The sequence below is a fragment of the Kribbella sp. NPDC023972 genome (assembly GCF_040639075.1).
Lineage (GTDB): Bacteria > Actinomycetota > Actinomycetes > Propionibacteriales > Kribbellaceae > Kribbella.
Genome location: NZ_JBEZZH010000002.1, coordinates 307642 through 330378 on the forward strand (window position 1 = coordinate 307642; position 22737 = coordinate 330378).

At 68.5% G+C, this 22737-nt stretch carries 19 protein-coding genes and 1 riboswitch; of the genes, 10 read left to right on the forward strand and 9 right to left on the reverse strand.

Features of this window, described 5'->3' with window-relative positions:
- Positions 1–57 precede the first annotated feature (57 nt).
- Both AB0F43_RS10640 and AB0F43_RS10645 read left to right on the forward strand, forming a co-directional pair.
- A complete protein-coding gene (locus AB0F43_RS10640) occupies positions 58–1458 on the forward strand; it encodes a PLP-dependent aminotransferase family protein (protein WP_360473594.1) in 1401 nt (466 codons plus the stop codon).
- Positions 1459–1510: 52 nt separating this feature from the next.
- The gene (locus tag AB0F43_RS10645) at positions 1511–2260 is read left to right on the forward strand and encodes a GNAT family N-acetyltransferase (RefSeq protein WP_360473596.1); all 750 of its coding nucleotides are present in this window, start codon (positions 1511–1513) and stop codon (positions 2258–2260) included.
- Here AB0F43_RS10645 and AB0F43_RS10650 read toward each other — a convergent pair.
- The gene (locus AB0F43_RS10650; protein WP_360473598.1) at positions 2250–3233 is read right to left on the reverse strand and encodes an MBL fold metallo-hydrolase; all 984 of its coding nucleotides are present in this window, start codon (positions 3231–3233) and stop codon (positions 2250–2252) included. The two genes, AB0F43_RS10645 and AB0F43_RS10650, sit on opposite strands and share 11 nt — an antisense overlap.
- Before the next feature lie 116 nt (positions 3234–3349).
- On the opposite strand from AB0F43_RS10650, the gene AB0F43_RS10655 reads away from it, so the two are divergent.
- A complete protein-coding gene (locus AB0F43_RS10655) occupies positions 3350–4231 on the forward strand; it encodes a LysR family transcriptional regulator (protein WP_360473600.1) in 882 nt (293 codons plus the stop codon).
- Complete coding sequence (locus tag AB0F43_RS10660) at positions 4228–5100, forward strand: serine hydrolase (RefSeq protein WP_360473601.1); 873 nt, start codon at positions 4228–4230, stop codon at positions 5098–5100. Before AB0F43_RS10655 ends, AB0F43_RS10660 begins: the two co-directional genes overlap by 4 nt.
- Positions 5101–5123: 23 nt before the next feature.
- On the opposite strand, the gene AB0F43_RS10665 is transcribed toward AB0F43_RS10660, so the two are convergent.
- The 6 genes from AB0F43_RS10665 to AB0F43_RS10690 all read right to left on the reverse strand — a co-directional run bounded on the left by AB0F43_RS10665 (position 5124) and on the right by AB0F43_RS10690 (position 13217).
- Positions 5124–5513 carry a RidA family protein gene (locus AB0F43_RS10665; protein WP_360473603.1) on the reverse strand — a complete coding sequence of 130 codons (390 nt, stop codon included), beginning with the start codon at positions 5511–5513 and terminating at the stop codon, positions 5124–5126.
- A gap of 31 nt (positions 5514–5544) precedes the next feature.
- Positions 5545–6519 carry a hypothetical protein gene (locus AB0F43_RS10670; protein WP_360473605.1) on the reverse strand — a complete coding sequence of 325 codons (975 nt, stop codon included), beginning with the start codon at positions 6517–6519 and terminating at the stop codon, positions 5545–5547.
- Between the two features lie 131 nt (positions 6520–6650).
- Positions 6651–7439, reverse strand: a complete 789-nt coding sequence (locus tag AB0F43_RS10675; RefSeq protein WP_360473607.1) for a carbohydrate ABC transporter permease — start codon at positions 7437–7439, stop codon at positions 6651–6653.
- 214 nt (positions 7440–7653) lie between these two features.
- Positions 7654–8583 carry a sugar ABC transporter permease gene (locus AB0F43_RS10680; RefSeq protein ID WP_360473609.1) on the reverse strand — a complete coding sequence of 310 codons (930 nt, stop codon included), beginning with the start codon at positions 8581–8583 and terminating at the stop codon, positions 7654–7656.
- A 29-nt stretch (positions 8584–8612) separates the two neighbouring features.
- A complete protein-coding gene (locus AB0F43_RS10685; protein WP_360473610.1) occupies positions 8613–11813 on the reverse strand; it encodes a pectinesterase family protein in 3201 nt (1066 codons plus the stop codon).
- A 57-nt stretch (positions 11814–11870) separates the two neighbouring features.
- Positions 11871–13217, reverse strand: coding sequence for a sugar ABC transporter substrate-binding protein (locus AB0F43_RS10690; protein WP_360473612.1), 1347 nt, complete (start codon positions 13215–13217; stop codon positions 11871–11873).
- Between the two features lie 133 nt (positions 13218–13350).
- Between AB0F43_RS10690 and AB0F43_RS10695 the strand changes: the two genes are divergently transcribed.
- The 3 genes from AB0F43_RS10695 to AB0F43_RS10705 are packed head-to-tail and all read left to right on the forward strand — an operon-like array spanning position 13351 to position 17672.
- Positions 13351–14880, forward strand: coding sequence for a family 43 glycosylhydrolase (locus AB0F43_RS10695; protein WP_360473614.1), 1530 nt, complete (start codon positions 13351–13353; stop codon positions 14878–14880).
- Complete coding sequence (locus AB0F43_RS10700; protein ID WP_360473616.1) at positions 14880–16784, forward strand: DUF6807 family protein; 1905 nt, start codon at positions 14880–14882, stop codon at positions 16782–16784. Before AB0F43_RS10695 ends, AB0F43_RS10700 begins: the two co-directional genes overlap by 1 nt.
- Before the next feature lie 21 nt (positions 16785–16805).
- The gene (locus tag AB0F43_RS10705) at positions 16806–17672 is read left to right on the forward strand and encodes an NmrA/HSCARG family protein (RefSeq protein WP_360473618.1); all 867 of its coding nucleotides are present in this window, start codon (positions 16806–16808) and stop codon (positions 17670–17672) included.
- Here the strand turns inward: AB0F43_RS10705 and AB0F43_RS10710 are convergent.
- The gene (locus tag AB0F43_RS10710; protein WP_360473620.1) at positions 17643–18416 is read right to left on the reverse strand and encodes a thiazole synthase; all 774 of its coding nucleotides are present in this window, start codon (positions 18414–18416) and stop codon (positions 17643–17645) included. The two genes, AB0F43_RS10705 and AB0F43_RS10710, sit on opposite strands and share 30 nt — an antisense overlap.
- Before the next feature lie 4 nt (positions 18417–18420).
- Positions 18421–18627, reverse strand: coding sequence for a sulfur carrier protein ThiS (thiS, locus tag AB0F43_RS10715; RefSeq protein ID WP_360473622.1), 207 nt, complete (start codon positions 18625–18627; stop codon positions 18421–18423).
- Positions 18618–18734, reverse strand: a riboswitch (TPP riboswitch). Its footprint overlaps the gene before it by 10 nt.
- 178 nt (positions 18735–18912) lie before the next feature.
- Here thiS and AB0F43_RS10720 point away from each other — a divergent pair.
- The 3 genes from AB0F43_RS10720 (at position 18913) to AB0F43_RS10730 (ending at position 22697) form a co-directional block, all read left to right on the forward strand.
- Positions 18913–19794 (forward strand): RNA polymerase sigma-70 factor, encoded by an 882-nt coding sequence (locus AB0F43_RS10720; RefSeq protein WP_360473624.1) that lies wholly within the window; start codon positions 18913–18915, stop codon positions 19792–19794.
- An 81-nt stretch (positions 19795–19875) separates the two neighbouring features.
- On the forward strand, positions 19876–22212 hold the full coding sequence (locus tag AB0F43_RS10725; protein WP_360473626.1) for a nitrate reductase: 2337 nt from the start codon (positions 19876–19878) through the stop codon (positions 22210–22212).
- Positions 22209–22697, forward strand: a complete 489-nt coding sequence (locus AB0F43_RS10730; protein ID WP_360473628.1) for a hypothetical protein — start codon at positions 22209–22211, stop codon at positions 22695–22697. The genes AB0F43_RS10725 and AB0F43_RS10730 overlap by 4 nt, the downstream gene beginning before the upstream one ends.
- The last annotated feature ends 40 nt before the right edge of the window (positions 22698–22737 follow it).

The following is a 22737-nucleotide window of genomic DNA, read 5'->3' on the forward strand; positions in this document are numbered from 1 at the left end:
TTCTTGGGCCTGCCATCACCCTGACAGCGCAGCGGTACTCCGATAAGGTCCAGTTCCGTGAGCCGAACCAGGACCAGTTCTGGCGCCGGCGAGCTGCTGGTCGAGCTCCGGCGGGATGCCGGCGTGCCACTGCACCAGCAGTTGGAGAAAGCGATCCGGGACCGGATCCGGCAGGGTCTGATGAGCGCCGACACGGTGATGCCATCGACCCGGGCGCTCGCCCAGGACCTCGGACTGTCCCGCGGCGTGGTGGTCGAGGCCTACCAGCAACTGGTGGCCGAGGGGTACCTGGTCAGCCGGGGTGGCGGGTACACCCAGGTCGCCGACATCGCAGTGCTCGAGCCCTCGACGACCGCGACGCCGGTCGGCGGTCCGCCGCGGATCGACTTCCGGTACAGCAAGCCCGACGTCTCTCAGTTCCCTCGCCCCGCCTGGCTGCGCTCGATCAAGAAGGTGCTGAACGAGACACCGCACCTGAGCTTCGCCTACCTCGACGGTCGCGGCGCGCTCGAGCTCCGGCACGCGCTGGCGGACTACCTGAACCGCGTCCGCGGTACGGCGGCCAGACCCGAGAACATGCTGATCTGCAACGGGTTCGCCCAGGGATCCCGCTTGCTGCTGCAAGTCCTCGCGCACCAGGGCTATCGGCGGCTCGCGGTCGAGGACCCGTCCGACAACGAACTGCGCGACGTGGCGAAGGCCGCTGGCCTCGAGGTGGTCGGCGTACCGGTGCTGGAGACGGGGATCGATGTCGACGCGCTCGATCAGTGCGGGGCGGACGCCGTACTGGTGACGGCCGCGCACCAGTTCCCCACCGGAGCGGTGGCCTCGGCGGAGACGCGGGCAGCGCTGGTCGCGTGGGCGGTGCGGCGGGACGCGTTGATCATCGAGGACGACTACGACGCCGAGTACCGGTACGACCGGGAGCCGATCGGCGCGATCCAGGGGTTGGCACCGGACCGAGTCGCGTACGCCGGGACCGCGAGCAAGACGTTGGCGCCGGGGCTCCGGCTCGGCTGGCTGATCCTGCCGGCGCGGCTGGTCGAGGCCATGTCGGCGGCGAAGCTGACGGACGATCGCGGGTCGCCGGTGCTCGAGCAGTTGGCGTTCGCGGACTTCGTCGCCCGCGGCGAGTTCGATCGGCATCTGCGGCGGATGCGGCCGCGGTACCGGCTGCTTCGGGACACGCTGGTCGGACGGTTGGGTGAGCGGTTGCCGGAGCTGGTGCCGGTCGGGGTGTCAGCCGGTCTGCACGTGACGACGTGGTTGCCGCCGGGGCTGTCCGAGCGTGCGGTGGCTGCGGCCGCGCTGGAGCGTGGGCTCGGGGTCTACGGTCTGGCGCCGTACTGGATGGCCGGGCAAGGGCCGGCGGGGCTGGTGTTCGGGTACGGCGGCCTGACCGTGCAGGCAGTTGCCGAGGGCATCGATGTCCTCGCGGACGCTATTCGCTCGATGTGAATAGTTATCCACTAGCTTGCAAGTTGATTCGCCGGCTTCTACCCTGGGTCGGGTGATCAGCGCAGCTCGCATCGACAATCTGATGAATCAAGGCTGGCCGGCGGAGGCCAAGACCGAACTGGATGGCTGGGTCGTCCGACGCAATGGCGGCGTCACCATGCGAGCGAACTCCGTCCTGCCCGCAAGTGCGCCCTTCGACCTCGACAGAGCCTTGGATTACGTGGAAAGCCTGTATCAGGCCTACGACATCACGCCGTGTTTCCACATCAGTCCGGCGGCGCAGCCGGCCGACCTGGACGCTCGGCTCGAGGCTCGCGGCTATGTTGTGCGGAGCCCGACGCTGGTGCAGTGCGCCGAGGTGGCCGACGACGTACTCGATCGACTGCCCGAGGTGTCGGCCGACCTGAATATTTCCTCGGCCCCCGATGACGACTGGATGGACTTCTGGTGGTCGATCGACGGGCGCGGGGGGAGTGCCGAGCAGCAGGCGACCGCGCGCGGGATCCTCAACCGCGGCCGCGCCTTGTACGCCGTGATTCCGTCCAGTGGCCCGATCAAGGCGATCGGACGGCTCGCGCTGGTCGACGACTGGGCCGGGTTGTACTGCCTCGCCGTCGACCAGCGCTTCCGCCGGCAGGGACTCGCGCTCGCGGTGATCCGCGGGTTGTTGCAGGAGGCAACGACTGTCGGGATCCGGCGGATCTTCCTCCAGGTCGTCGCGGACAACGAGCCGGCCCGGGCCCTGTACGAGCGCCTCGGATTCCGGACCGTCTCGCAGTACCACTACCGGGTCAGAGGGTGAGCTTCTCCAGGTGATCCAGGACGATGAACTCCGCGCCGGCGCTCTCCACCGAGGTGCGGAGCTTCGTCAGGTCGGTCCACGGCACGCCCGGCTTGTCCAGCGGCTGGTCGAAGTCGTCCCAGTGAGTGGCGACGACCTTCCGCACCGGCTTGAGGGTGCGGAACAGCCGGTCGGTGATGCCGGGCTCGCCACCGGGGGCGGCGAAGACAACGTCCACCTGCAGGCCACTCAGCGCGTTCGGGTCGAAGTTCGCCGTACTCAGGCTGAGGATCCGGACGCCGCCGATGGTGATGACGTAGGCGAGCGTGCCGCCCTCGACCAGGTCCTCGATCACGCGGGGCCGCGGCGGAACACCGTCGAGCCGGTAGCCGGGGTAGGCGTAGGTGTGGCGCCGCCCGCCGCATGAGTGCAGGGATGGGAAGACCTCGATGGTGAAGCCCTCGAACGGGAGGTACTCGCCGCCGCGGACCGGGGACAGCAGGTCCTGCGGGGTGCGCATCGCCCGGAGCATGTTGACGTGGGACTCGGTGCCGAGGACGGTGGCCTGGGTCTTCTTCGCGACGTACGGTACGTCGGCCATGTGGTCGTAGTGCCCGTGGTGCACGAGGATCGCGTCGGCCGTGGAGATGTAGCGGTCGATCACGTCCGGCTTGATCACGAGCTTGGTCTTCGGATCCGCCCCTTCGGGGGTGAAGGTGCCGGTCTTGAACCGGGTGATCCAGGGATCTGTCAGTACGACGCTCTTCCCCGACCGGATCTGCCAGGCGTGGGTCCCCAGCCAGGTCAGCTCCACCGGCTGCCGCTCCTGAGCCGTCCTCGCCTCGCCGGCCGCTGCCACCCCTACCTCGCCCGCTGCTGTTGCGCTTGTCGCGGCCTCGGGCGTCGCCGCCTCGCCGCGGGTGGTCAGGCCGACGACTCCCGCCGCGCCGGCCGCTGCCGCCCCCGTGATGACTCCTCGCCGACTCACCTTCACGCCGTCTCCTCTCGCCGTACTGGGCCTCCAGTCAAGGCGAGCGCGTGCGGGCATGTCGAATATGCTCTTACGCATGATCCGATTGCCCGGAGATATCGCCGCAGGTCAGCTGGGTCATGCTGACTGAGCGGCACCTGCAGATCTTCATCGCGCTGGCGGAGGAGCAGCACTTCGGGGACGCCGCCCGGGCGGTCGGCATCACCCAGCCGCCGCTGTCCCAGGGGCTCCGGCGGCTGGAGGCGCTGGTCGGGGCGAAGCTGTTCGAGCGCGGGCAGGGCCGGGTCGAGCTGACGCCGGCGGGCGCGGCGTTGCTGCCGTACGCCCGGCGTGCGCTGACCTCGATCGAGGAGCTGCATCAGGCCGCGGTCGCGCGTGATCCGGAAGGGCCGGAGATCCGGCTCGGGCTGGCTCCGGAGGTTCCGCCGTCCGCCGGTGCGTCGGTGGCCGCGGCGTGTGGGGCGGCGATCCCGGGGAGCCGGGTGACCGTGGTGTCCGCGCCGACCAGTTCGCTGGTCGGTCAGGTGTCCGCGGGCCGCCTGACTCTAGCCGTCGTACTGCATCCCGCCGTACTGGATGGACTCGAGGCGGGCCAGGTCACGTTGTTGCCGACGTGGGCGTTGGTGCCGACTTCGGTGGTGCCGGATGACGGCGGTGAGGTCAAGCTGCGGCAGCTGGGTGGGCTGCCGGTGGCCGTTCGCCCGCGGGCCGAGGCGCCCGCGGCTCGTGATCTGTTCCTGGACACGTTGGCGGTGCATCGGCCTGATGGCGGCACGGTCGTGGTGACTGACGAGCGAGCCGGTTTGGCGATGGCGGCGGCGGGCCAGGCGACGGTGGTGACCGCCGATCCCTCGCTGGCGGCGCCGGGAGTCGGTCGGCATCGTCTGATCGACGATCCGCTGCCGGTGCGTTTGCGGCTGGTGTGGTCCAGGACGCGTACGCCGTTCCTGCGGCCGGCCGACGTGATGGCGCACCTGACGGACGCGTTGGTGGTGTCGTGAACGCGCGGATTCGAGCGGTCTTCGAGGACGCTGGCGTGCGCGGCTGGCTGCATGCGGTCGCGCTGGATGCGCCCGAGGCGACGGTCGAGGTGGACGCGGACGGCGTCGTGCCGATGGCGTCGGTCTACAAACTGCCGTTGCTGGCCGGGTTCTGTCGGCTGGTGGATCTAGGGGAGCTCGATCCGCGGGCGCAGCTGACCTTGGATCCGGCGGAGCGAACGGCCGGGCCGACCGGGCTGTCGGCGCTGGCGGATCCGGTCACGATGTCGCTGCGGGATCTGGCGGTGTCGATGATGACGGTGTCGGACAACGCCTCGGCCGATGCCTTGCTGGGGCTGGTCGGGTTGCCCCGGCTGGCCGAGCTGCTGAAGTCCTTCGGCTTGCAACGGACCTGGGTGCGTCGGGGGACCGCGGGGAACCTGCGCGATCTGCAACGGCGTACCGGGCTGGACGATCCGGATGCGGCGCTCGCCGTACTGGCCGACAACGACCGCACTGATCCCGCGGGTGTCTACGAGGCGGCGAACGGGTCAGCGAGCACTCCACGCGACATGACGCTGCTGCTGCGGCGGTTGTGGGCGGGGGAGTTGCTGTCGGCCGAGCAGACCGAGTTCGTGAAGGCGACGATGCATCGGCAGCTCTTCCAGCACCGGATGGCCTCCGGCTTCCCGCACGACGGCGTACGCGTCGCGGGGAAGACCGGGACCTTCGGAGCACTGCGCCATGAGGTCGGTGTGGTGACACTGCCCGGCGGCGCCGCCTTCGCCATCGCCGTCTACACCCTCGCCGCCCGCGGCGACTTCCGCCAACCCCGCGTCGACGCCGCCATCGGCGAAGCCGCCCGGGTCGCGGTGGATCTCCTCCGCTGACCGGTTTGGTGGGGGCGGTTGGGTCAGATGATCGCGTACGCCTCGACTTCGAGGAGGGCGTCCGGGCTGAACAGCGCGACCACCTGGACCGCTGTGCTTGCGGGCGGGTTGCTGGTGTCGACGTACTCGTCCCGGGCAGCCCGGATGGCCGGCAAGTACGCGATGTCGGTGACGTAGAAGTTCAGCTTCACCACATCGGCGAAGGTCGCACCTGCTGCCTTCAGACAGGCGTCCAGGTTGGCGAACACCTGCCGCGCCTGCGCGGCAGGATCACCTCTGCCCACAAAGTTGCCGTCAGCATCCAAGGCCACCTGCCCGGCAATCGCCACCCACTGCCCCGGCCCGGTCACCACATGGCTGTACCCGTTGCCCGGCGCAACACCTTCGGGCTTCGGGTGCGAGAGCTTGCTCAAGAGTTCCTCCCGGATTGTCGTCGGCCCATTCTCACTCCACGGCCAGGTGATTCGCGAAGAAGGTTTTGACCGCGGTCTGCATCTCGTGGTCGAAGCGGTGAGGTCCGGGCAGAAAGAGGGCTTGGTAGGTGCCGGTGCCGTAGTGGAAGTGCTCGGTGAGCTCGCGGTCGGCGGTGAGCATGCCTTGCGGTGGGAAGAGGTTGTCGTCCTCGGCGTAGATGACGAATTGGTGGTGGCGGGCGCGGCCTGCGGTGAGGGACGGGTGGTCGAGGTCGCGGGCCAGGCCTGGGGTGGTGAACAGCCAGGAGTGTGCGTCGAAGTACGCCGGCATCATGGCGTCGAACGTGGTCATCATGCAGACGATCGCCGAGGCCTTGAGGTCCGGATCGAGGGCGGTGAGGGTCGCCGAGCGGCCACCGCCGCCGGAGAAGCCGAAGACGCCGACCCGGTCCGCGTCCACCTCGTCGAGCCCGCGCAGCACGCTGAGCGCGACCAGGTCGTCGTACGCGACCATCCCGGCGAAGGACGTGCCGAGCAGCCCGGCCGCCTTGGCGATCGTGTTCTCGTGGTGGCCGGCCGCGACGTCGTACCACTCGTCGTCGCCAGGGGAGTGATCCGCCGCCAGCCAGGCCGCCTCGTACGTCGCCATCACGTCACGCAGTCGCCACGGCAACGGATCGAGCCCGAAGCGGCGCGATCCCCAGGCGAAGGTGTCGTGGCACAGTACGACGAAACCCGCGCGGGCCAGTTCGTTGGCGACGGCCCTTCCTTCGTAGAGGTCCTGACGAAGCCGGGCCGCGCCGGCGCTCGGTACTGGCGTCTCGACCAGCCGCTCGGCGCCGACCGACTTCACGCCCGCATGGCAATGCAGCCCGAGCAGGCCGGGCGCCGGCGCACCATCAACCGGCCGCACCAGCCACGCCCGCGTCGGCGGGCCGAACGGGGTGTTCCACTCGAGCACACTTCCGCGGACGCCGTCGGATTGCCAATTGTCGACAATCCGCACGGCCGGAGGCTCCCCAGGCTCCGGCACGCCGAGCAACCCGGCAACGCGAGTGGTGAGCTCGTCCCCAGTCAGCGGTGAAGCATCGCGAACGAAGTCCGGCCAGTCCTCATAACCACCCAACGCACTCGGTCTCAACCCTTCACCGCTCCCGCCGACAGACCCTGGACCAGGAACTTCTGCACATAGGCGAAGACAAGCACAACCGGTACGACGGCCACCACGCCACCCGCCGCCAGCGCGCCGAAGTCGACGCTGTACTCGCCGAGCATGTAGCTCAGCCCGACCGGGATGGTGAACTGGTCCTGGTCGTTCAGGAACATCAGCGCGAAGAGGAAGTTGTTCCACGAGCCGATGAAGGCGAACGAGCTGATCGCCACCATGCCGGGCCGCAGCAACGGCAGGACGACGGTGAGGAACCCGCGCAGCCGGCCGCACCCGTCCACCCAGGCCGCCTCCTCCAGCTCGATCGGGACGTTCCGGATGAAGCCGGCCATCATGATCAGCGAGAGCGGCAACCCGAACACGGTGTCCGCGACGACGATGCTCCACGGGGTGTTGATCAGCCCGATGGTGCGGAAGATGTCGAACAGCGGGATCAGCATCATCGCGCCCGGGATGAACTGCGTGCACAACGTCATCACCATGAACGCACCCCGGCCGCGGAACCGGAACCGGGCCAGTGCGTAACCGCCGAGCAGCGACAGCACCGTCGTACCGAAGAGGGTGAACAGCGCGATCACGACGGAGTTCTTGAAGAACACCGCGAAACCGGCGCCGTTCCAGACGGTCGCGTAGTGCTCGAAGGTGATCGGCCACGGCACCACGGACGTGGACCCGGCCGGCCGGAGGCTGAACAGCAGGATCCAGTAGAACGGCACGAGCGTGAAGAGCAGATACAACGCGAGCGGCGCATAGATCATCCACCGCGGTGCTTGCCGATTGTTGGGATTCTTACGCTCGGATTGCCGACGATCGACAGCAGTCGGTCGTCTGGTCGGTGCTTCGAGAACGGTGGTCATGGGGCCTCCCGGCCTGGACTGAGGAGCGCAGGGAGCGCAGCGACTGGAGCGACGAGGGAAGGGCGGGAGTCAAAGCCCCATGACCCGCCGCGCGGCAGCGCGGCAATGTGCACGGTCATTTGTTGTCCTCTCGGCCGACGCGGGAGAGTTTGAGGTAGGCGATCGAGAAGATTGCCAGGATCAGGAACGCGGACACGGTGAGCGCGGAGCCGTAGCCGAACTCCTTCGCGTCGACCGCCATCCGGGCGACGTACAGCGGCAACGTCATCGTCGCGTTGCCGGGGCCGCCGCCGGTCAGCGTGTAGAGCAGGTCGACGTTGTTGAACTCCCACACCGCCCGGAGCAGCGTCGACAAGATGATGGCGTTCTTGAGGTGCGGCAACGTGACCGACCAGAATCGTTGCAGCCGGCCGGCGCCGTCCACCTCCGCGGCCTCGTAGAGATCCTGCGAGATCGTCTGCAGATCGGCGAGCAGCAGGATCGCGAAGAACGGCACACCCCGCCACAGTTCCGCGAGTACGGCGGCCCAGAACGCCGAGGTCCCGTCGATCAACGGACTCTCGCCGTAGCTGCCGATGCCGATATCGGCGAGGTAGCGGGAGAAGCCGGTGGTCGGGCTGTAGATGAGCAGCCAGATCGTCGTGGTGAGCACGCCCGCGACCGCCCATGGCGAGAACACCAGCGACCGGGCCAGGCTCCTGCCCACGAAGGTCTCGTTGATGACGAGGGCCAGGCCGAGCCCCAGGACCAACTGGAGCCCGACCTCGACGACGACCCACTGGGTGGTGAAGCGCAACGAGTCCCAGAACATCTGGTCATTGAGCATGTTCTGGTAGTTCTCGAGGCCGATGAAGCCGTTGCTGCGCGGCTTGGTGACGTTGTACTTGAACAGCGAGTAGTACACGACACTGCCGATGGGGTACAGCAGGAAGATCGCGACGAGCACCAGTGTCGGTGCCAGCAAGGCGTACGGCGTCCAGCGCTCCCGCGGTCGCCGCCGGACCAGTTCGTCCGGCGGCGCCGGATCGGCCTGCAGAACTGCCATCGTGGATTCTCCTTGTTGTGGCTACGGGGTCAGTCGCGGTCGACCGGGTTCCACCCGTCCGACCCGGCCAGCCAGGCGGATCGGTTGGCGGCGGCCGCCTCTTCGGGCGTGAGTTGGGGCCGCCCGTCACCGGTCGCGGCGCCCGGGCCGGTGTTGCGGTACTCGGCGAACCGCGCGTCCCGCCACGACCAGCCGCTCATGTCCGTCCAGGCCGGCGTACCGATGTGGGCGCCCAGCCACGAGTCCCGCACGACGACGCGCGGGTCGGCGCCGGGATCGCCACTGGGATGCCACGGGCGGCCGAGGAACACCGTGCCGGCCGCGGCGTCGGACTCGAAGCGGCTGTGTTCGATCAGGTAGCCGTGCGGGTTCGTGTCGACGGTCGCTGCCGCGGTCACGTACCCGTTGACCGCCTGGCCGCGGTTCACCGACTTGATCGTGCTGTCGGTGATCACCGCCGTGCCGCGGCCGTAGATGAAGTCGACGTCGCCCTGGATGAGCGAGTCGGTGATCCAGGTACGGACGATCGCCTCGCGGCTCGGGGTGTCGAGCAGCAGCGTGTCCTGGTTGCCGAGCACGCGCACGTTGTCGAGGCGGATGCGGTCGCCGGCGGTGCGCAGCGCGATCGCCTGGCTCGGGAAGTTCGCCTGCTCGTCCCAGCCGTTCTCGACGGTGAGGTTCTCGACCGTGACGTCGTCGCCGAGGATGCCGAGCGTGGCCGAGCCGGTGTGGCCGAAGGTGCCGCCATAGAACTTCTGCTGGCCGGCGGCGAGGTCATAGGTCAGTACGACGTCCGCCGGGTTGCCGGTCGCGCCGCGAAGGGTCAGGTTGTCCTGGAACGCCCAGATCCGGACGACCTCGCGGTAGATCCCGGGTTTCACGATGATCGTGACCGGCGTGCCCTGTCCTCCTACCGTCGCCACGGCCGCACCGATGCTGCCGAAGTCGCCGGTGCCGTCGAGTGCGACGGTGACCGTGTGGCCGTAGGTCCGTGGCTTGGTCGTCGGTCCGGCGTACTTGCCGATCAGTTCCGGGATCTTGCTCGCGGCGTCCGGGGTCGAGGAGTAGTACGTCGCCGGGTCGAACGCCGTACCGACGTTGTCGCGGCGGCCGCGGGTGCCGTTGAAGACATTGTTCTTGTTGACAATCTGCGACGCCGGGTCCTTGGCGACGACCGGGTCCTCGCCGTCGGAGTAGTAGTTGCTCTCGGCCACTACCTTGGCGGCGCCGCGGGACATCGTGCCGTACTGGCCGAAGCCGCGGAACCAGTTGTTGTAGACGTGCGCGGCCTCGACGTTGTCGATACTCGCGTTGCGCTGGTAGGTGTTCGAGAACCAGTTGTGGTGCAGGGTGATCTTGGTGACCACGTTCGGGGTCCAGCCGACGCCGACCGTCTTGTTGTGCGCGCTGAAGACGTTCCACGACAGCGTCACGTAGTCGGAGTCCTTGCGTACGTCGACCAGGCCGTCGCCGAGCCGCTCGAACGTGACGTGGTCGATCCACACATGATGTGCGGTGTCGAGCCGGATACCGTCGTTGTCGTTCTCGGCCGACTTCCCGTCCCAGTCGCCGGGGACGTAGGAGTCGCGGATCCGCAGGTTGCGGACGATGACGTTGTGGGTGCCGTTCAGGAACAGGCCGCCGCCGACCAGTTCGGCCACGGTGCCGGCGCCGATGATCGTCTTGTGCGAGGCGACCGGGATCTGGGTGCCGAACGGGATCCGCAGGCTGCCGCGGACGACGATCACCAGTGGCTCGGCGCTTCCGGCGTACTGGGTCAGCTTCTCGGCCGTGTCCGCGACGACGATCCGTCCGCCGAGGCCGCCGGTGGTGCCGTTGGGGAGCTCGGTCGTCGGGATCGACGCCATGCCGGTCGCCTTCGCCGACCACACCGGGCCGTCGGCGGTCGTGGTGGCCGGGGCGTTCATCAGGTGCAGGAGTTGCTTCTCCTGGTCGAGCCGGCCCGCACCTGCCCATGCGCCGACGAGGGCGGGGACGCTTGGCGCGGGATCGATGCGCAGGTGCGGGCCGGAGCTTCCGGACACCGTCGGCAAGAGTTGGTCATCCGGGTGTACGGCGTTGTAGGCCTCGAGTACGGCGGTCGGCCGGCGGTTGACCCAGTTACCGGATTCGGTGATGCCGGTGCCGCCCCAGTCGTGGATGATGCGGTCGGGACTGACACCTTCGAACCAGTTGCTGCGGGCAATGATCGACGACTCGACGCCGACACCCCAGGAGTACTCGTAGCGGCCCGGATCCGTGACCCGGTAGAGGTTGTTGTAGACATGTGCCTGGCCGAACCGGACCCGCGGGGCGCGCTGGACCAGGTCGGTGAGCTCGTTGTGGTGCATGGTCACGCGGAGCTTGCCACGGTCCGCGACGACACCGTCGCCGTTGCCCCACAGCAACGACTTGTCGTGACCCTTGAGTTTGTTCCAGGAGATCGTGACCAGGTCGGCCTGGCGGACCACGTCGAGCAGACCGTCGTGGCGGAGGAACGGTTCGCCGAAGTACTTCGGCTGCTCGGTGTCGACGGTCTCGCCGTCGTCGAGGGTCAGGTGATCCAGCCAGACGTGGGTCGACCGGCTGACCACCACGTTGTCCCACTCGGTCTTCCAGGTCTCGCCGTTCCAGCCCGGGAAGCAGTCGTACGCGTCGGAAATCCGCAGATTGCGGACAATCACGTTGTCGACCGACTCGATGTTGATCGTGAATCCGACCAACTGCGCGTCGCTGAGACCGATCACGGTGGTGTTGGCCCCGATGTTCACCCGGACCCGCTCGGCCTGCTTGGCGGACGAGGCCTTACGGGCGTCTTCCATCGGCCCGCTCGCCGGCCCCGTCCACTGCGCCGGGTCGTAGGTCCGCAGGTAGTTCTCCAACGTGTACGGCGCGACGTTGTACTCCGCACAGCTGATCGGTCGCCCGTTGTCCGTCGTGTTCGCGTCGAGCCTCCCGACAACCTGCACGATCTTCGGCTCGTCCCCACCCACAGCCGCCCTGAACTCAGCCGCCGTCCGAACCTGTACGACGCGCCCGGCTGCCGACCCGCCCGTCGTTCCAGCCCCAACCGACGCCCACCCGTCACCAGGCGGGAGCGTCTGCCGAGCCGGATCGGCACTTTGTGTAGTTGTTGTTGTGGATTGCTGGGCGACCGCGGACGGCACCGGCACAAGACCGAGAAGTGCCGTGGCCAGTAGGAACGTGGTGGTGCGCAGGGTGGGCGGCATGCGAAAGCTCCTCAGCAGAGAGAAACCGGTTTCTGGGATAGCTGACAGGCTGTGGGCTTACTTGCCTGTCTTGAGGGAGTCGTCGTACTCCTTCTTGGCGGCTTCGAAGCGGGCCGCGTACTTGTCGGCGAATGCCTGCGCGGTGAGCTGCTTCTGGAGCACCTTCTGGAAGTCGGCTTCCATCTCGGTCTTGAGGATCTTGCTCCAGTCCGGCAGGTACGTCGGCAGCTGCAGGTATTGGGTCTTCGGGTTCTTCGACGTCTCGACGATCGCCTTCAGCGGCTGCGACTGCTGCACCCATGACGCCTTCGCGGCCTCGGTGTTGGCCGGCACCTGGCCGACCGTCTCGCACCACTCCGAGTTGGCCGTCGTACTCATGTACTCGACGAACTTCCACGCCGCGGCCTTCTTCTCGCTCTTCGCGAGGATGCCGAGGCCGGAGATGGCCGGCGCGGTCGCGGTGACGACGCCGTCGGCGTTCGGGAACGGCTGCACGCCGGCCACGTTCGCCGGGCCGAGGGCCTTGAAGTGGTCCTGGGTCGAGCCGAGGTTGTGGTGTGTGGCCCAGGCCGATCCGCCGTCGAACGCGGCGACGATCTTGGCGTAGTCGTTGGACAGGTCGGCCGGTGCGCTGACCGTGCCGTACAGGCCGGCGTACCGCTCGAGCGCCTTGACCGACTCCGGGTCGTTGAACGTCGCCTTGCCGTCGTCGGTGAAGAACTTCCCGATCCCCGACTGCCCGTACGTCATCGCGAACATCGGCGGCATCGCGCCCGGCCCGCCACGGAACGCGAACCCGAACCGGTTCTTGTCCTTCTCGGTCATCTGCCGGGTGATCGCGAAGAACTCGTCGTACGACTTCGGCTCGGCCAGGCCCTTCTGCTTCAGCCAGTCGGTCCGGTACCAGATCACGTCGGACAGCGCGCTCAGCGGCGCCTTGTAGAGCTTGGCGTCGGCGGAGTTGCGCCGCTCGTTGGCGATCATGGTCGGGTCGACCTTGCTGGTCAGCCCGGACTTCTCGTACGCGTCGTCGAGTGACACCAGCGCGTTCTGTGCGATCAGGTGGGCGACGTCGTTGCCGATCAGCAGGACGTCCGGGATCTCGCCGGAGGCCAGCGCGTTGTCGACCTTCTGCAGGTACGACGAGTTGGGCAGGCCGACGTACTCGACCTTGATGTCGGGATTGGCGGCGTTGAACTCGCCGATCAGCTTCTCCCACTTCTTGGTCAGCGCCGGATTGGCGTTGGTGTCCCAGAACTGGACCGTGCCCTTCGCCTCACCCCAGTCGTCGGGGTTGCTCGCGGCCTCCGAGCCGCCGCCGCTCGTCGGGCCGGCACAGCCCGCGATCGTGACCACGGCCGCCGCTGCGACCGCGGTGGCCCGCAGCCACCCTGTGCGCCTCATCTTGTCCTTCTCTCCACGCCGGAACAGTTTGAGAAACCGGTTTCTTCGTGAGAAAGTAACACAGCGCACCGGGCTCGCAATAGGGTTCGGAAGGCGGTTTCCAAGGTGGGGTCCGATCGGGAGGGTGAGGCGTGTGGATGCCAACCGTGCGAACCAGGTGCGGAGCGGGTCGGTCAGTCCGGTGCGGATTGCGTACGCCAATCCGGTGCTCGACGCGGACTGGCCGGATCCGGACGCGATCCGGGTCGGCGACGACTACTGGATGATCGCGTCGAGCTTCAACCGGGCGCCCGGGCTGCCGGTCCTGCACTCGCGCGACCTGGTCTCCTGGACGCTCGTCGGCCACGCCCTCGAGACGGTGCCGCCGGTCGAGCACTACCGGATCCCGCGGCACGGCGGCGGCGTCTGGGCGCCGAGCATCCGCCACCACGACGGCCGGTTCTGGATCGTCTACCCCGACCCGGATCACGGCATCTTCGTGCTCAGCGCCACCGACCCCGTGGGTGCCTGGTCGGAGCCGCGGCTCTTGCTGGCCGGGCGCGGCCTGATCGATCCATGCCCGCTGTGGGACGACGACGGCCGTTGCTATCTCGTGCACGGCTGGGCGAAGAGCCGGGCCGGAATCAAGAACCGGCTGACCGTTCGTGAGGTTTCCCCGGAGCTGGATCGGGTGATCGGGCCGGCCCGCACGGTGATCGACGGCGACCAGTTGCCCGGGTACACGACGCTCGAAGGACCGAAGTTCTACCAGCGCGACGGGTTCTACTGGATCTTCGCGCCGGCCGGTGGGGTGACGACCGGGTGGCAGTCCGCGTTCCGGGCCCGGTCGCCGTACGGTCCGTACGAGGATCGCGTCGTACTGGCGCAGGGGTCGACGCCGGTCAACGGGCCGCATCAAGGTGCGTGGGTGGACACGCCGGACGGGGAGGACTGGTTCCTGCACTTCTCCGATCGCGGTCCGGCCGGCCGGGTCGTACACCTGCAACCGATGAAGTGGGTGGACGGCTGGCCCGTCATCGGCAACGAGGGCGAGCCGGTACTGCGGTACGGCGACGGCGAGCTCGTCGACGGTGAGCCGAATCGGACCGATCTCTTCGACGGGCCGGAGCTGTCGCCGATCTGGCACTGGCAGGCGAACCCGCGGCCGGACTGGTACGACGCCCCGAAGGACGGCTCGTTGCGGTTGGCCGTGCTCCCGGACGACGACGGCGACCTGCGGAACCTTCCCCAGGTGCTCGGGCAGCAGCTGCCCGGGCGACCCCGTCGGTTCGAGACCTCGGTCCGGCTCGACGGCGGCGGCCCGGGCGCTCGTGCGGGTCTCGTCGTACTCGGTCAGTCCTATGCGTGGATCGGCCTTCATCGCACGCCGGCCGGAGTGGACGTCGTACTGCGACAGCGCGGCACCCCGGACGAGGACGTCCTGCATCAGGCTCCGCTGGAGACGGCGTACGTCGAGTTGGCCGCCGACGTCGATGAGGACGCGATGGTGCGGTTCTCCTATCGGGTTCGCGGTGAATGGGTCGACGCCGGCCGCTTCCAGGCCGTCGAAGGACGGTGGATCGGGGCCGAGGTGGGCCTGTTCGCCGCGGCGCCACAAGGCACGATGGACGGTGGCGGGGCCGTGTTCGGTCCCGTCCGGGTCACCGAACGAGAGACGGCGTGATGGGCAGGACACCGAAGGACTCGATCACGATCGCCGACGTCGCCCGCGCGGCGGAGGTGTCGCGGGCGACCGTGTCGCGGGTGATGAACGGCCGCGTCACCGTCGCACCGGAGATCGCCGAACGCGTCCGGGCCGCCGCCGACCGGCTCAACTACCGGCCCAGCGACCTGGCCCGCAACCTGTCCCTCGGCCGCACGAACATGGTCGCGCTGGTCGTGCCGGATCTCGGCAACCCGCTGTTCCAGCAGATCATGCGCGGGATCACGAACGCCTCGGCCGCGGCCGGCTACCGGGTCCTGGTCGCGGAGACGGACGAGGACCCGCTGGCCGAGGCCGAGATCGCGATCGAGGCCCGGCGCCGGTGCGACGCGCTCATCCTGGTGTCGCCGCGGCTGGCCGAGGACCGCCTGCTCGAACTGCTGCCGGAGGTGAAGCCGGTGATCCTGGTCAACCGCCAAGGACCGTCCGACGTCGCCTCGGTCGGGGTCGATTTCGGCAAGGCAGTGCGGATCGTGGTGGACCATCTGGCCGGCCTCGGGCATCGGCGGCTCGCCTACCTGGCCGGTCCGGTCGGAAGTGCGTCGAACGTGGACCGCCTGCGGTCGCTGGAGATCGCCGAGCGCGAGATCCCCGGGCTGGAGATCGTCCGGCTGGCGTGCGGTTCCTCGATCGAGGACGGGTACGCCGCGGTCGAGCGGGTGCTGGAGTCCCATGTCACGGCCGTTGTCGCGTTCAACGATCTGGTCGCGTTCGGGCTGCTGGCCCGGCTCAACGAGGTCGGCGTCGCCGTACCCGCCGATCTGTCGGTGGCCGGGATGGACGACATCGGGTTGTCCCGGTTCGCCGTACCGTCGCTGACGACCGTGCGGGTGCCGCAGCAGGGGATGGGCGAGCTGGCCTGGCGGCGGTTGTACGCCGAGATCGCCGGAACGGACGTGGACGTGGACGGCGTACCGGATCTGCGGCTGGCGCTGCGGGCGAGCACCGGGCCGGTTCCGCAACCGACCCGGTTGCAAGGGGATGCGCCACGAGGGCGGCTCGGGCCGGTTCGCTGGCAGCAGCAGGGGGACATCTTCGTACTGGGGTCCGAGTCCGGGCTTCTCGCACATTACGAGTTCGGTCGCCGGATGCCACAGGTGCATTCGCCGCGGCCTTACCTGCACCCGGTCCGCACCCTCGGTGGCAGCCCGTTGACCGAAGTGAGCCCGGTTGACCACCGGCATCACTACGGCGTCTCGCTGGCTGTTGCCGGAGTCAACGGAACGTCGCACTGGGGCGGTCGCACGTTCCTCCCCGGCCGCGGTCCGACCCTGCTGACCAACCACGGCCAGCAACGCAGCCGTGGTGTCACCGTCGACGAAGGCCCGGGCAGCTCGCTCACCGACGACATCACCTGGTACGACGAACAAGGCCGTCCGCAGCTGGTGGAGCAAAGGCGTCTGAGCGGCTCGCTGGCAGAGGGCGGCTGGCGTCTCGACTGGCGCAGCGTCCTCACCGCCCGCTACGGCCCCATCCGCATCGACAGCCCGGCCACGGCGGGGCGTCCAGGCGCCGGGTACGGCGGCATCTTCTGGCGACTGCCTTCCGCCGAGAACACCGTCGTACTGAGTGAAGCCGGTGAGGGCACCGACGCGGCGTACGGCTCCCTGAGCCCTTGGCTCGCCTTTGTCCAGCAACACGGCGACACCGTCACCACCTTGCTGCTCGTCCAACCTGACGGCGTGCGTCCATGGTTCCTCCGCTCCACCGACTACGTAGGCGCCGGCCCGGCCCTGGCCTGGGAAAGCGCCTTGGCCCTGCAACCCGACCAGGACCTCTCCCTGTCCCTCACCGCTTTGTTGCTGGATCGCTCCATCGACCTGACCGAGGGTCCAGCTCTGGTCGGGAGGCTCTTGCAGTCCTAGCCTGGCAGCAGGGGGCGTGACATGGCGCACGACGGGCTCATCGCGGTGCTGGGGGCAACAGGACGTCAGGGCGGTGCGGTCGCCCGGCACCTGCTGGCCGCCGGCTGGCGCGTGCGCGCCCTGACCCGCAAGCCGGACTCCCCGGCTGGTGATGCCTTGCGGGCGACTGGAGCCGAGGTCGCCGGATGCGACATGGCGGACCCGGATTCGTTGCTCCGTGTCTTCGAGGATGCGTACGGCGTCTACAGCGTGCAGAACCCGATGATCGCGGGCCACGACGGCGAGGTGCGGCAGGGCAAGAACGTCGCGGACGCGGCGAAGGCCGCCGCGGTGCAACACGTGGTCTACGGATCGGCCGGGCCGGGTCTGCGCGGGACCGGAGTCGACTCCTGGGAGTCGAAGCTGATCATCGCCGACTACCTGCGTGAGCTCGGTGTTCCGCTGACGGTGCTGCGGCCGACGGCGTTCATGGAACTGATGACGGACAAGGACTTCTACCCACCTGTCGCGGTCTGGGGTCTGATGCCCAAGCTGGCCGGCGACCAGACGCCGGTGCCCTGGCTGGCGGTCGACGACCTCGGCGCGATCGCGGCCCGCGCCTTCGCCGAGCCGTCCGAATTCGTCGGCACGGAGCTTCCGCTGGCGGCGGAGTTCCGCTCGATCGCCGAACTCCGCCAGGCTTGGACCGCGGCGACAGGGCGGCCACCTCGCGGCTTCCCGATGCCGCTGTGGCTCTTCGAGCGCTTCGTCGGCAAGGACCTGACCACCATGTGGCGCTGGCTGGCGGCCAACCCGGTGGCCGTGGACCCAGTGGACACGGTGAAGCTGCTGGGCCTTGTCACAACTGTCGGGCAGTTCCTAGAACGACGGCAGGCCGGTGACCGGTGAGGACGCCAGGGCGGAGTGGTAGCGGCGGGGGACTCGGCCGGCCAGGCGGGCGGCGCGGCCGGCGGTGACCGCGTCGCGCATCGCGGCTGCCATCAGGGCCGGTTTCTCGGCCCGGGTGACCGGGGTGGCGAGCATGACCGCGGCGCAGCCGAGCTCCATCGCCAGCGCGGCGTCACTCGCCGTACCGATACCTGCGTCGACGATCACCGGGACGTTCGCGGCCTCGGTGATGAGCGCGAGGTTGTGCGGATTGCGGATACCGAGGGCGGACCCGATCGGCGCCGCCAGCGGCATCACCGCCGCACACCCGGCCTGCTCCAGCCGGCGGGCCAGGATCGGATCGTCGTTGGTGTAGGGCAGCACGGTGAACCCGTCCGCGACCAACGCGTCCACGGCGTCCAGCAACTCGATCGGGTCCGGCATCAGCAGGTGATCGTCGGCCACCACCTCGACCTTGATCAGGTCCGTCTCCAGCGCCTCCCGGGCGAGCTTCGCGGTGAGCACCGCCTCGGCCGCGGTGTGGCAGCCCGCCGTGTTCGGCAGGACGTCGATGCCGTGCCGCTTGAGTACGTCGAGGATCGAGCCCTCGTGGCCGGTGCCGAGCCGGCGCATCGCGACCGTGGTGAGTTGGGTGCCCGAGGCAATCAACGCCTCTTCCATCACCTCGAGGTTGGCGGCACCGCCAGTGCCCATGATCAGCCGGGAGGAGTACGTCCGCCCGCCGAGCTCCAGTGGATCGTCCATGACGTCAGCCTCCCTGAACCGCACTGACGATCTCGACCCGGTCGCCGTCCGTGAGCGTCGTCCCGGCCCACTCCTGCCGGGTGAGCACGGTCTGGTTGACCGCTACAGCGATTCCGGTCTGCCGGTCGGAGTACTCCCGGACCAGCTCGGCTACGGAGCGGCCCGGCGGCACCCTTGTCGGCTCGCCGTTGACCCACACGTCGTACGCCATCGCTTCCTCCCTACGCCGGCATTACCCGAGACAGGTTCAGCGGTCGGCGACACCCTGGTCAGTCGCCCTCTCAGCCCACTGTGGCGCGAGCTCCCGCGGCTCTTTCGACCTTAACCACTCCGAAACGCTCAGACAACCAGCGGTTCCGACAGGCGGGCAGCAGCTCACAGGGTCGTGACACCAAACCCCTGCCGTGCGCCCGTCCGGGCCGCTGTCACACTGCAGGGGGCTGCACTGTCTTAGCTGGCGACCGGTCGGCAACTGGCGTGGTTGGAGGCGTACTGGATGACCTCGGCGGAGTTGGAGGAGGCCGCGGCGGTGTTTGGCGGCGTGCGGCCGCGGTTGTTCGGGATCGCGTACCGGATGCTTGGTAGTGCCGCTGAGGCAGAGGATCTCGTCCAGGACGTGTGGTTGCGATGGCAGACCACCGACCGCAGTAAGGTCTCGAACCCAGCGGCGTACCTGGCCACGGCGATCACCCGGCTGGCGATCAACGCGATGCAGTCGGCGCGGGTACGCCGGGAGACCTACATCGGGCCGTGGCTGCCCGAGCCGGTCGACACGAGCGCCGATCCGTATCTCGGCGCCGAGCACAACGAGGCGCTGGAGTTCGCCGTACTGCTCATCCTGGAACGGCTCTCGCCGACGGAACGGGCGGCGTACATCCTGCGGGAGGCGTTCGACTACCCGTACGGCCAGATCGCCGAGATCATCGGGTCCACCGAGCCGGCCACGCGCCAACTGGTCAGCCGGGCGCGCAAACGCCTGGTCGCGGAACGTCGCAATCCGGTCACTGGGCCGGAACAGCGCGAGCTCCTGAGCGCGTTCGTCACCGCGGCCCGCTCCGGTGACCTGGCGGCGCTCGAGAAGCTGCTCGCCGACGACGCCATCAGCTACTCCGACGGCGGCGGCGCGGTCCGGGCCTCCCGCTTCCCGGTGGTCGGTCTCGAACGCGTAGCGAAGTACCACAAGGCCTTCGCGGACCGCTTCTGGACCGGCGCCGACGTGGAACTGGCCACCGCCAACGGCCAAGCAGTCGCGATCCTCCGCCGAGACGGCATCGCCTTCGCCATGTGCACGGTGACCGCATCCCCCAACGGCATCAACCAGGTCCTCTGGCTCCTGAACCCGTCCAAACTCACCACCTTCAACCCCACAGCGGCGTAGCAGTCACTGCGCGTCGTAGTCGTTTTTGGGGCCGCTCGGCCGGGTACCGGCCCCCTGCTGTTCTCGAGCTCAGGAGGGGCGATGAACGATCCGATCGATCGCATCGCGAACGTCTGGGGAACCCGGACGCCGTATGCGACAGGCGCCGACTGGCCGGCTCGTGTCGACGAGTTCATCGAGGACGGTACGGCGCCAGGCGAGGTCGACTGGGTGCAGTCGGCGTGTGTGCTGTGCTCCAACGGCTGCGGGATGGACATCGGTGTCCATGACGGCCGGATCGTCGGTGTCCGAGGCCGATCCGCAGACCGCGTCAACCACGGGAGGCTGGGCCCCAAAGGGCTGTTCGGCTGGCAGGCGAACAACTCGGCCGACCGCCTCACCACTCCACTGATCCGGCGCGACGGCACGTTGACACCGGCAACCTGGGACGACGCGATGGAACTGATCGCGGAGCGCAGCAGGCTGGTGCTGGACGAGCAGGGCCCGCTCGGTATGGCGTTCTACAGCAGCGGACAGTTGTTCCTCGAGGACTACTACACCCTCGCGCTCGTCGTCCGCGGCGGCATCGGCACCCCGCACCTGGACGGCAACACCCGGCTGTGCACCGCCACCTCGGACTTCGCGCTCAAGGAGACCTTCGGCACCGACGGCGCCCCCGGATCACTGACCGACTTCGACACCTGCGACGCATTGTTTGCCATCGGCCACAACATGCCGGAAACCCACACCGTGCTGTGGTCCCGCGTCCTCGACCGGTTGCACGGCCCTGACCGTCCCCGGCTCGTCGTCGTCGATCCCCGCCGTACGAAGATCGCGCAGGAGGCCGACGTACACCTTGCCATCCGCAACGGCACCAATCTTGCCCTGCTCAACGGAATCCAGCACGAGCTGATCGAGAACGACCTGGTCGACCGGGCCTTCGTCGACGCGCACACCGTCGGATTCGACCAACTCGCCAACACGGTCGCGGCCTACCCGCCTGACCGCGTCGCCGGGATCTGCGGTGTCGAGGCCGACGAGATCCGGGCCGCGGCGCGGATCATCGGGAGCGCCGAACGACTCGTGTCCACCTGCTTGCAAGGCGTCTACCAGTCGCACCAGGCCACCGCGTCGGCCTGCCAGGTCAACAACATCAACCTGCTGCGCGGAATGATCGGCAAACCCGGAGCCAGCGTCTTCCAGCTCAACGGGCAGCCGACGGCTCAGAACACCCGCGAGACCGGCGCGAACGGCGACCTGACCGGCATGCGGAACTGGCAGAACCCCTCCCACGTGGAGGAACTCGCCCACCTGTGGAACCTCGATCCGGCGCAGATCCCGAGCTGGTCCCCGCCCACCCACGTCATGCAGATGTTCCGGTACGCCGAGGAAGGATCGGTCCGGTTCCTGTGGATCATCGGCACGAACCCAGCGGTGTCGCTCCCGGAACTGCACCGGATCCGGTCCATCCTCCAGCAGGAGCGGCTGTTCGTGGTGGTCAGCGACCCGTTCCGCACCGAGACCGCCCAGTTCGCCGACGTCGTCCTGCCCACCGCCATCTGGGGTGAGAAGACCGGCACGTTCACCAACCACGACCGCACCGTCCACCTGTCCGAGAAAGCAGTCGATCCGCCCGGCGAGGCGCGATCGGACATGGACATCCTCACCGACTACGCCGACCGGCTCGGACTACACGACAAGGACGGCCGGCCCCTGGTCAAGTGGCGAACTCCCGAAGAGTGTTTCGCGGCCTTCCGCGAGGCGACCCGCGGCCGCCCGTGCGACTACTCGGGTCTGTCGTATCAGAAGCTGCGCGGGGCAGGTGGCATCCAGTGGCCCTGCACCCATGACAACCCCGAGGGCACTGAGCGGCTCTACACCGACCAGGTCTTCAACACCCAGACCGAGTACTGCGAGGACTACGGTCACGACCTGCTCACCGGCGCCGCCCACGAACGCAAGGACTACGCCGACCTGCAAGCGGACGGCCGGGCGATCCTGAAGGCCGCTGAGTTCCTGCCCCCGCACGAGCCGCCCGACGACGACTACCCGCTGCTCTTCACCACCGGGCGTACGGCGTACCACTTCCACACCCGCACCAAGACCGGGCGCGTCGCGCAGCTGCAGGCGGCCGCACCGACGGTCTGGATCGAGATCGGAGCGAGTGATGCCGAGCCGCTCGGCATCACCGAAGGTGACCTCGTCCGGGTCGAGTCCCGGCGCGGGAAGCTCGAGGCGAAGGCGCGGGTCAGTGACATTCGGGACGGCGTCGTCTTCGCCCCGTTCCACTACGGCTACTGGGACCAGGACGAGGCAGATGGCGACCGGCCGACCGCTGCGAACGAACTCACCAGCACCGAATGGGATCCGGTGTCCAAGCAACCACTGTTCAAGGTCGCCGCCGTCCGGGTCCACAAAGTGGCGGAGGAGCAGCCGTGAAGATCGATCAAGCGATCAACGATGTCCGCGACGCCGAAACCGAGCTGGCGAAGCGGCTCCGCCTGACGGGCGAACGTCACGCCGTCGAGCACGATCTCTACCACCTCGGCCACACCATGGCCCGGCAGTGCGCCGACCATCTCGACCAGTTGGCCACGGTCAGCGGCAAGTACGGCGTACAGACCGAAGAGGCCGAGGTCGCCGAATCGCCCGGCCTGCTGGAGACGGCACGGCACAAAGCCTCCGAGGTTCTTGGCCGGTCCGAGACGACCGGTCTCCTGCTGCTGCGCGACCTGCGCGAGGTGTACCTCCGGGCACAGGCGGCGGAGATCGCCTGGATCATCCTGATCCAGGCCGCCAAAGCCAGTCGCGACACCGACCTCCTGACGATCGCCACCAGTTGCCACACCGAGACGGAAACCTGCGCCAAGTGGTTGCGAACCCGCATCAAGGAAACCAGCCCCCAAGTCCTCGCCACGGGCTGACTCCTGAGCCTCGGCATACGCTCGATGTGACGACCTGCAA

What these genes read in the sequence shown, in the direction of transcription:
- AB0F43_RS10700 (WP_360473616.1), top strand. Translation starts at nt 14,880, where the DNA reads ATGGGCAGGACACCGAAGGACTCGATCACGATCGCCGACGTCGCCCGC.
- AB0F43_RS10720 (WP_360473624.1), top strand. Translation starts at nt 18,913, where the DNA reads ATGACCTCGGCGGAGTTGGAGGAGGCCGCGGCGGTGTTTGGCGGCGTG.
- AB0F43_RS10710 (WP_360473620.1), bottom strand. Translation starts at nt 18,416, where the DNA reads ATGGACGATCCACTGGAGCTCGGCGGGCGGACGTACTCCTCCCGGCTG.
- AB0F43_RS10725 (WP_360473626.1), top strand. Translation starts at nt 19,876, where the DNA reads ATGAACGATCCGATCGATCGCATCGCGAACGTCTGGGGAACCCGGACG.
- AB0F43_RS10680 (WP_360473609.1), bottom strand. Translation starts at nt 8,583, where the DNA reads ATGGCAGTTCTGCAGGCCGATCCGGCGCCGCCGGACGAACTGGTCCGG.
- AB0F43_RS10675 (WP_360473607.1), bottom strand. Translation starts at nt 7,439, where the DNA reads ATGATCTATGCGCCGCTCGCGTTGTATCTGCTCTTCACGCTCGTGCCG.
- thiS (WP_360473622.1), bottom strand. Translation starts at nt 18,627, where the DNA reads ATGGCGTACGACGTGTGGGTCAACGGCGAGCCGACAAGGGTGCCGCCG.
- AB0F43_RS10685 (WP_360473610.1), bottom strand. Translation starts at nt 11,813, where the DNA reads ATGCCGCCCACCCTGCGCACCACCACGTTCCTACTGGCCACGGCACTT.
- AB0F43_RS10655 (WP_360473600.1), top strand. Translation starts at nt 3,350, where the DNA reads ATGCTGACTGAGCGGCACCTGCAGATCTTCATCGCGCTGGCGGAGGAG.
- AB0F43_RS10705 (WP_360473618.1), top strand. Translation starts at nt 16,806, where the DNA reads ATGGCGCACGACGGGCTCATCGCGGTGCTGGGGGCAACAGGACGTCAG.
- AB0F43_RS10690 (WP_360473612.1), bottom strand. Translation starts at nt 13,217, where the DNA reads ATGAGGCGCACAGGGTGGCTGCGGGCCACCGCGGTCGCAGCGGCGGCC.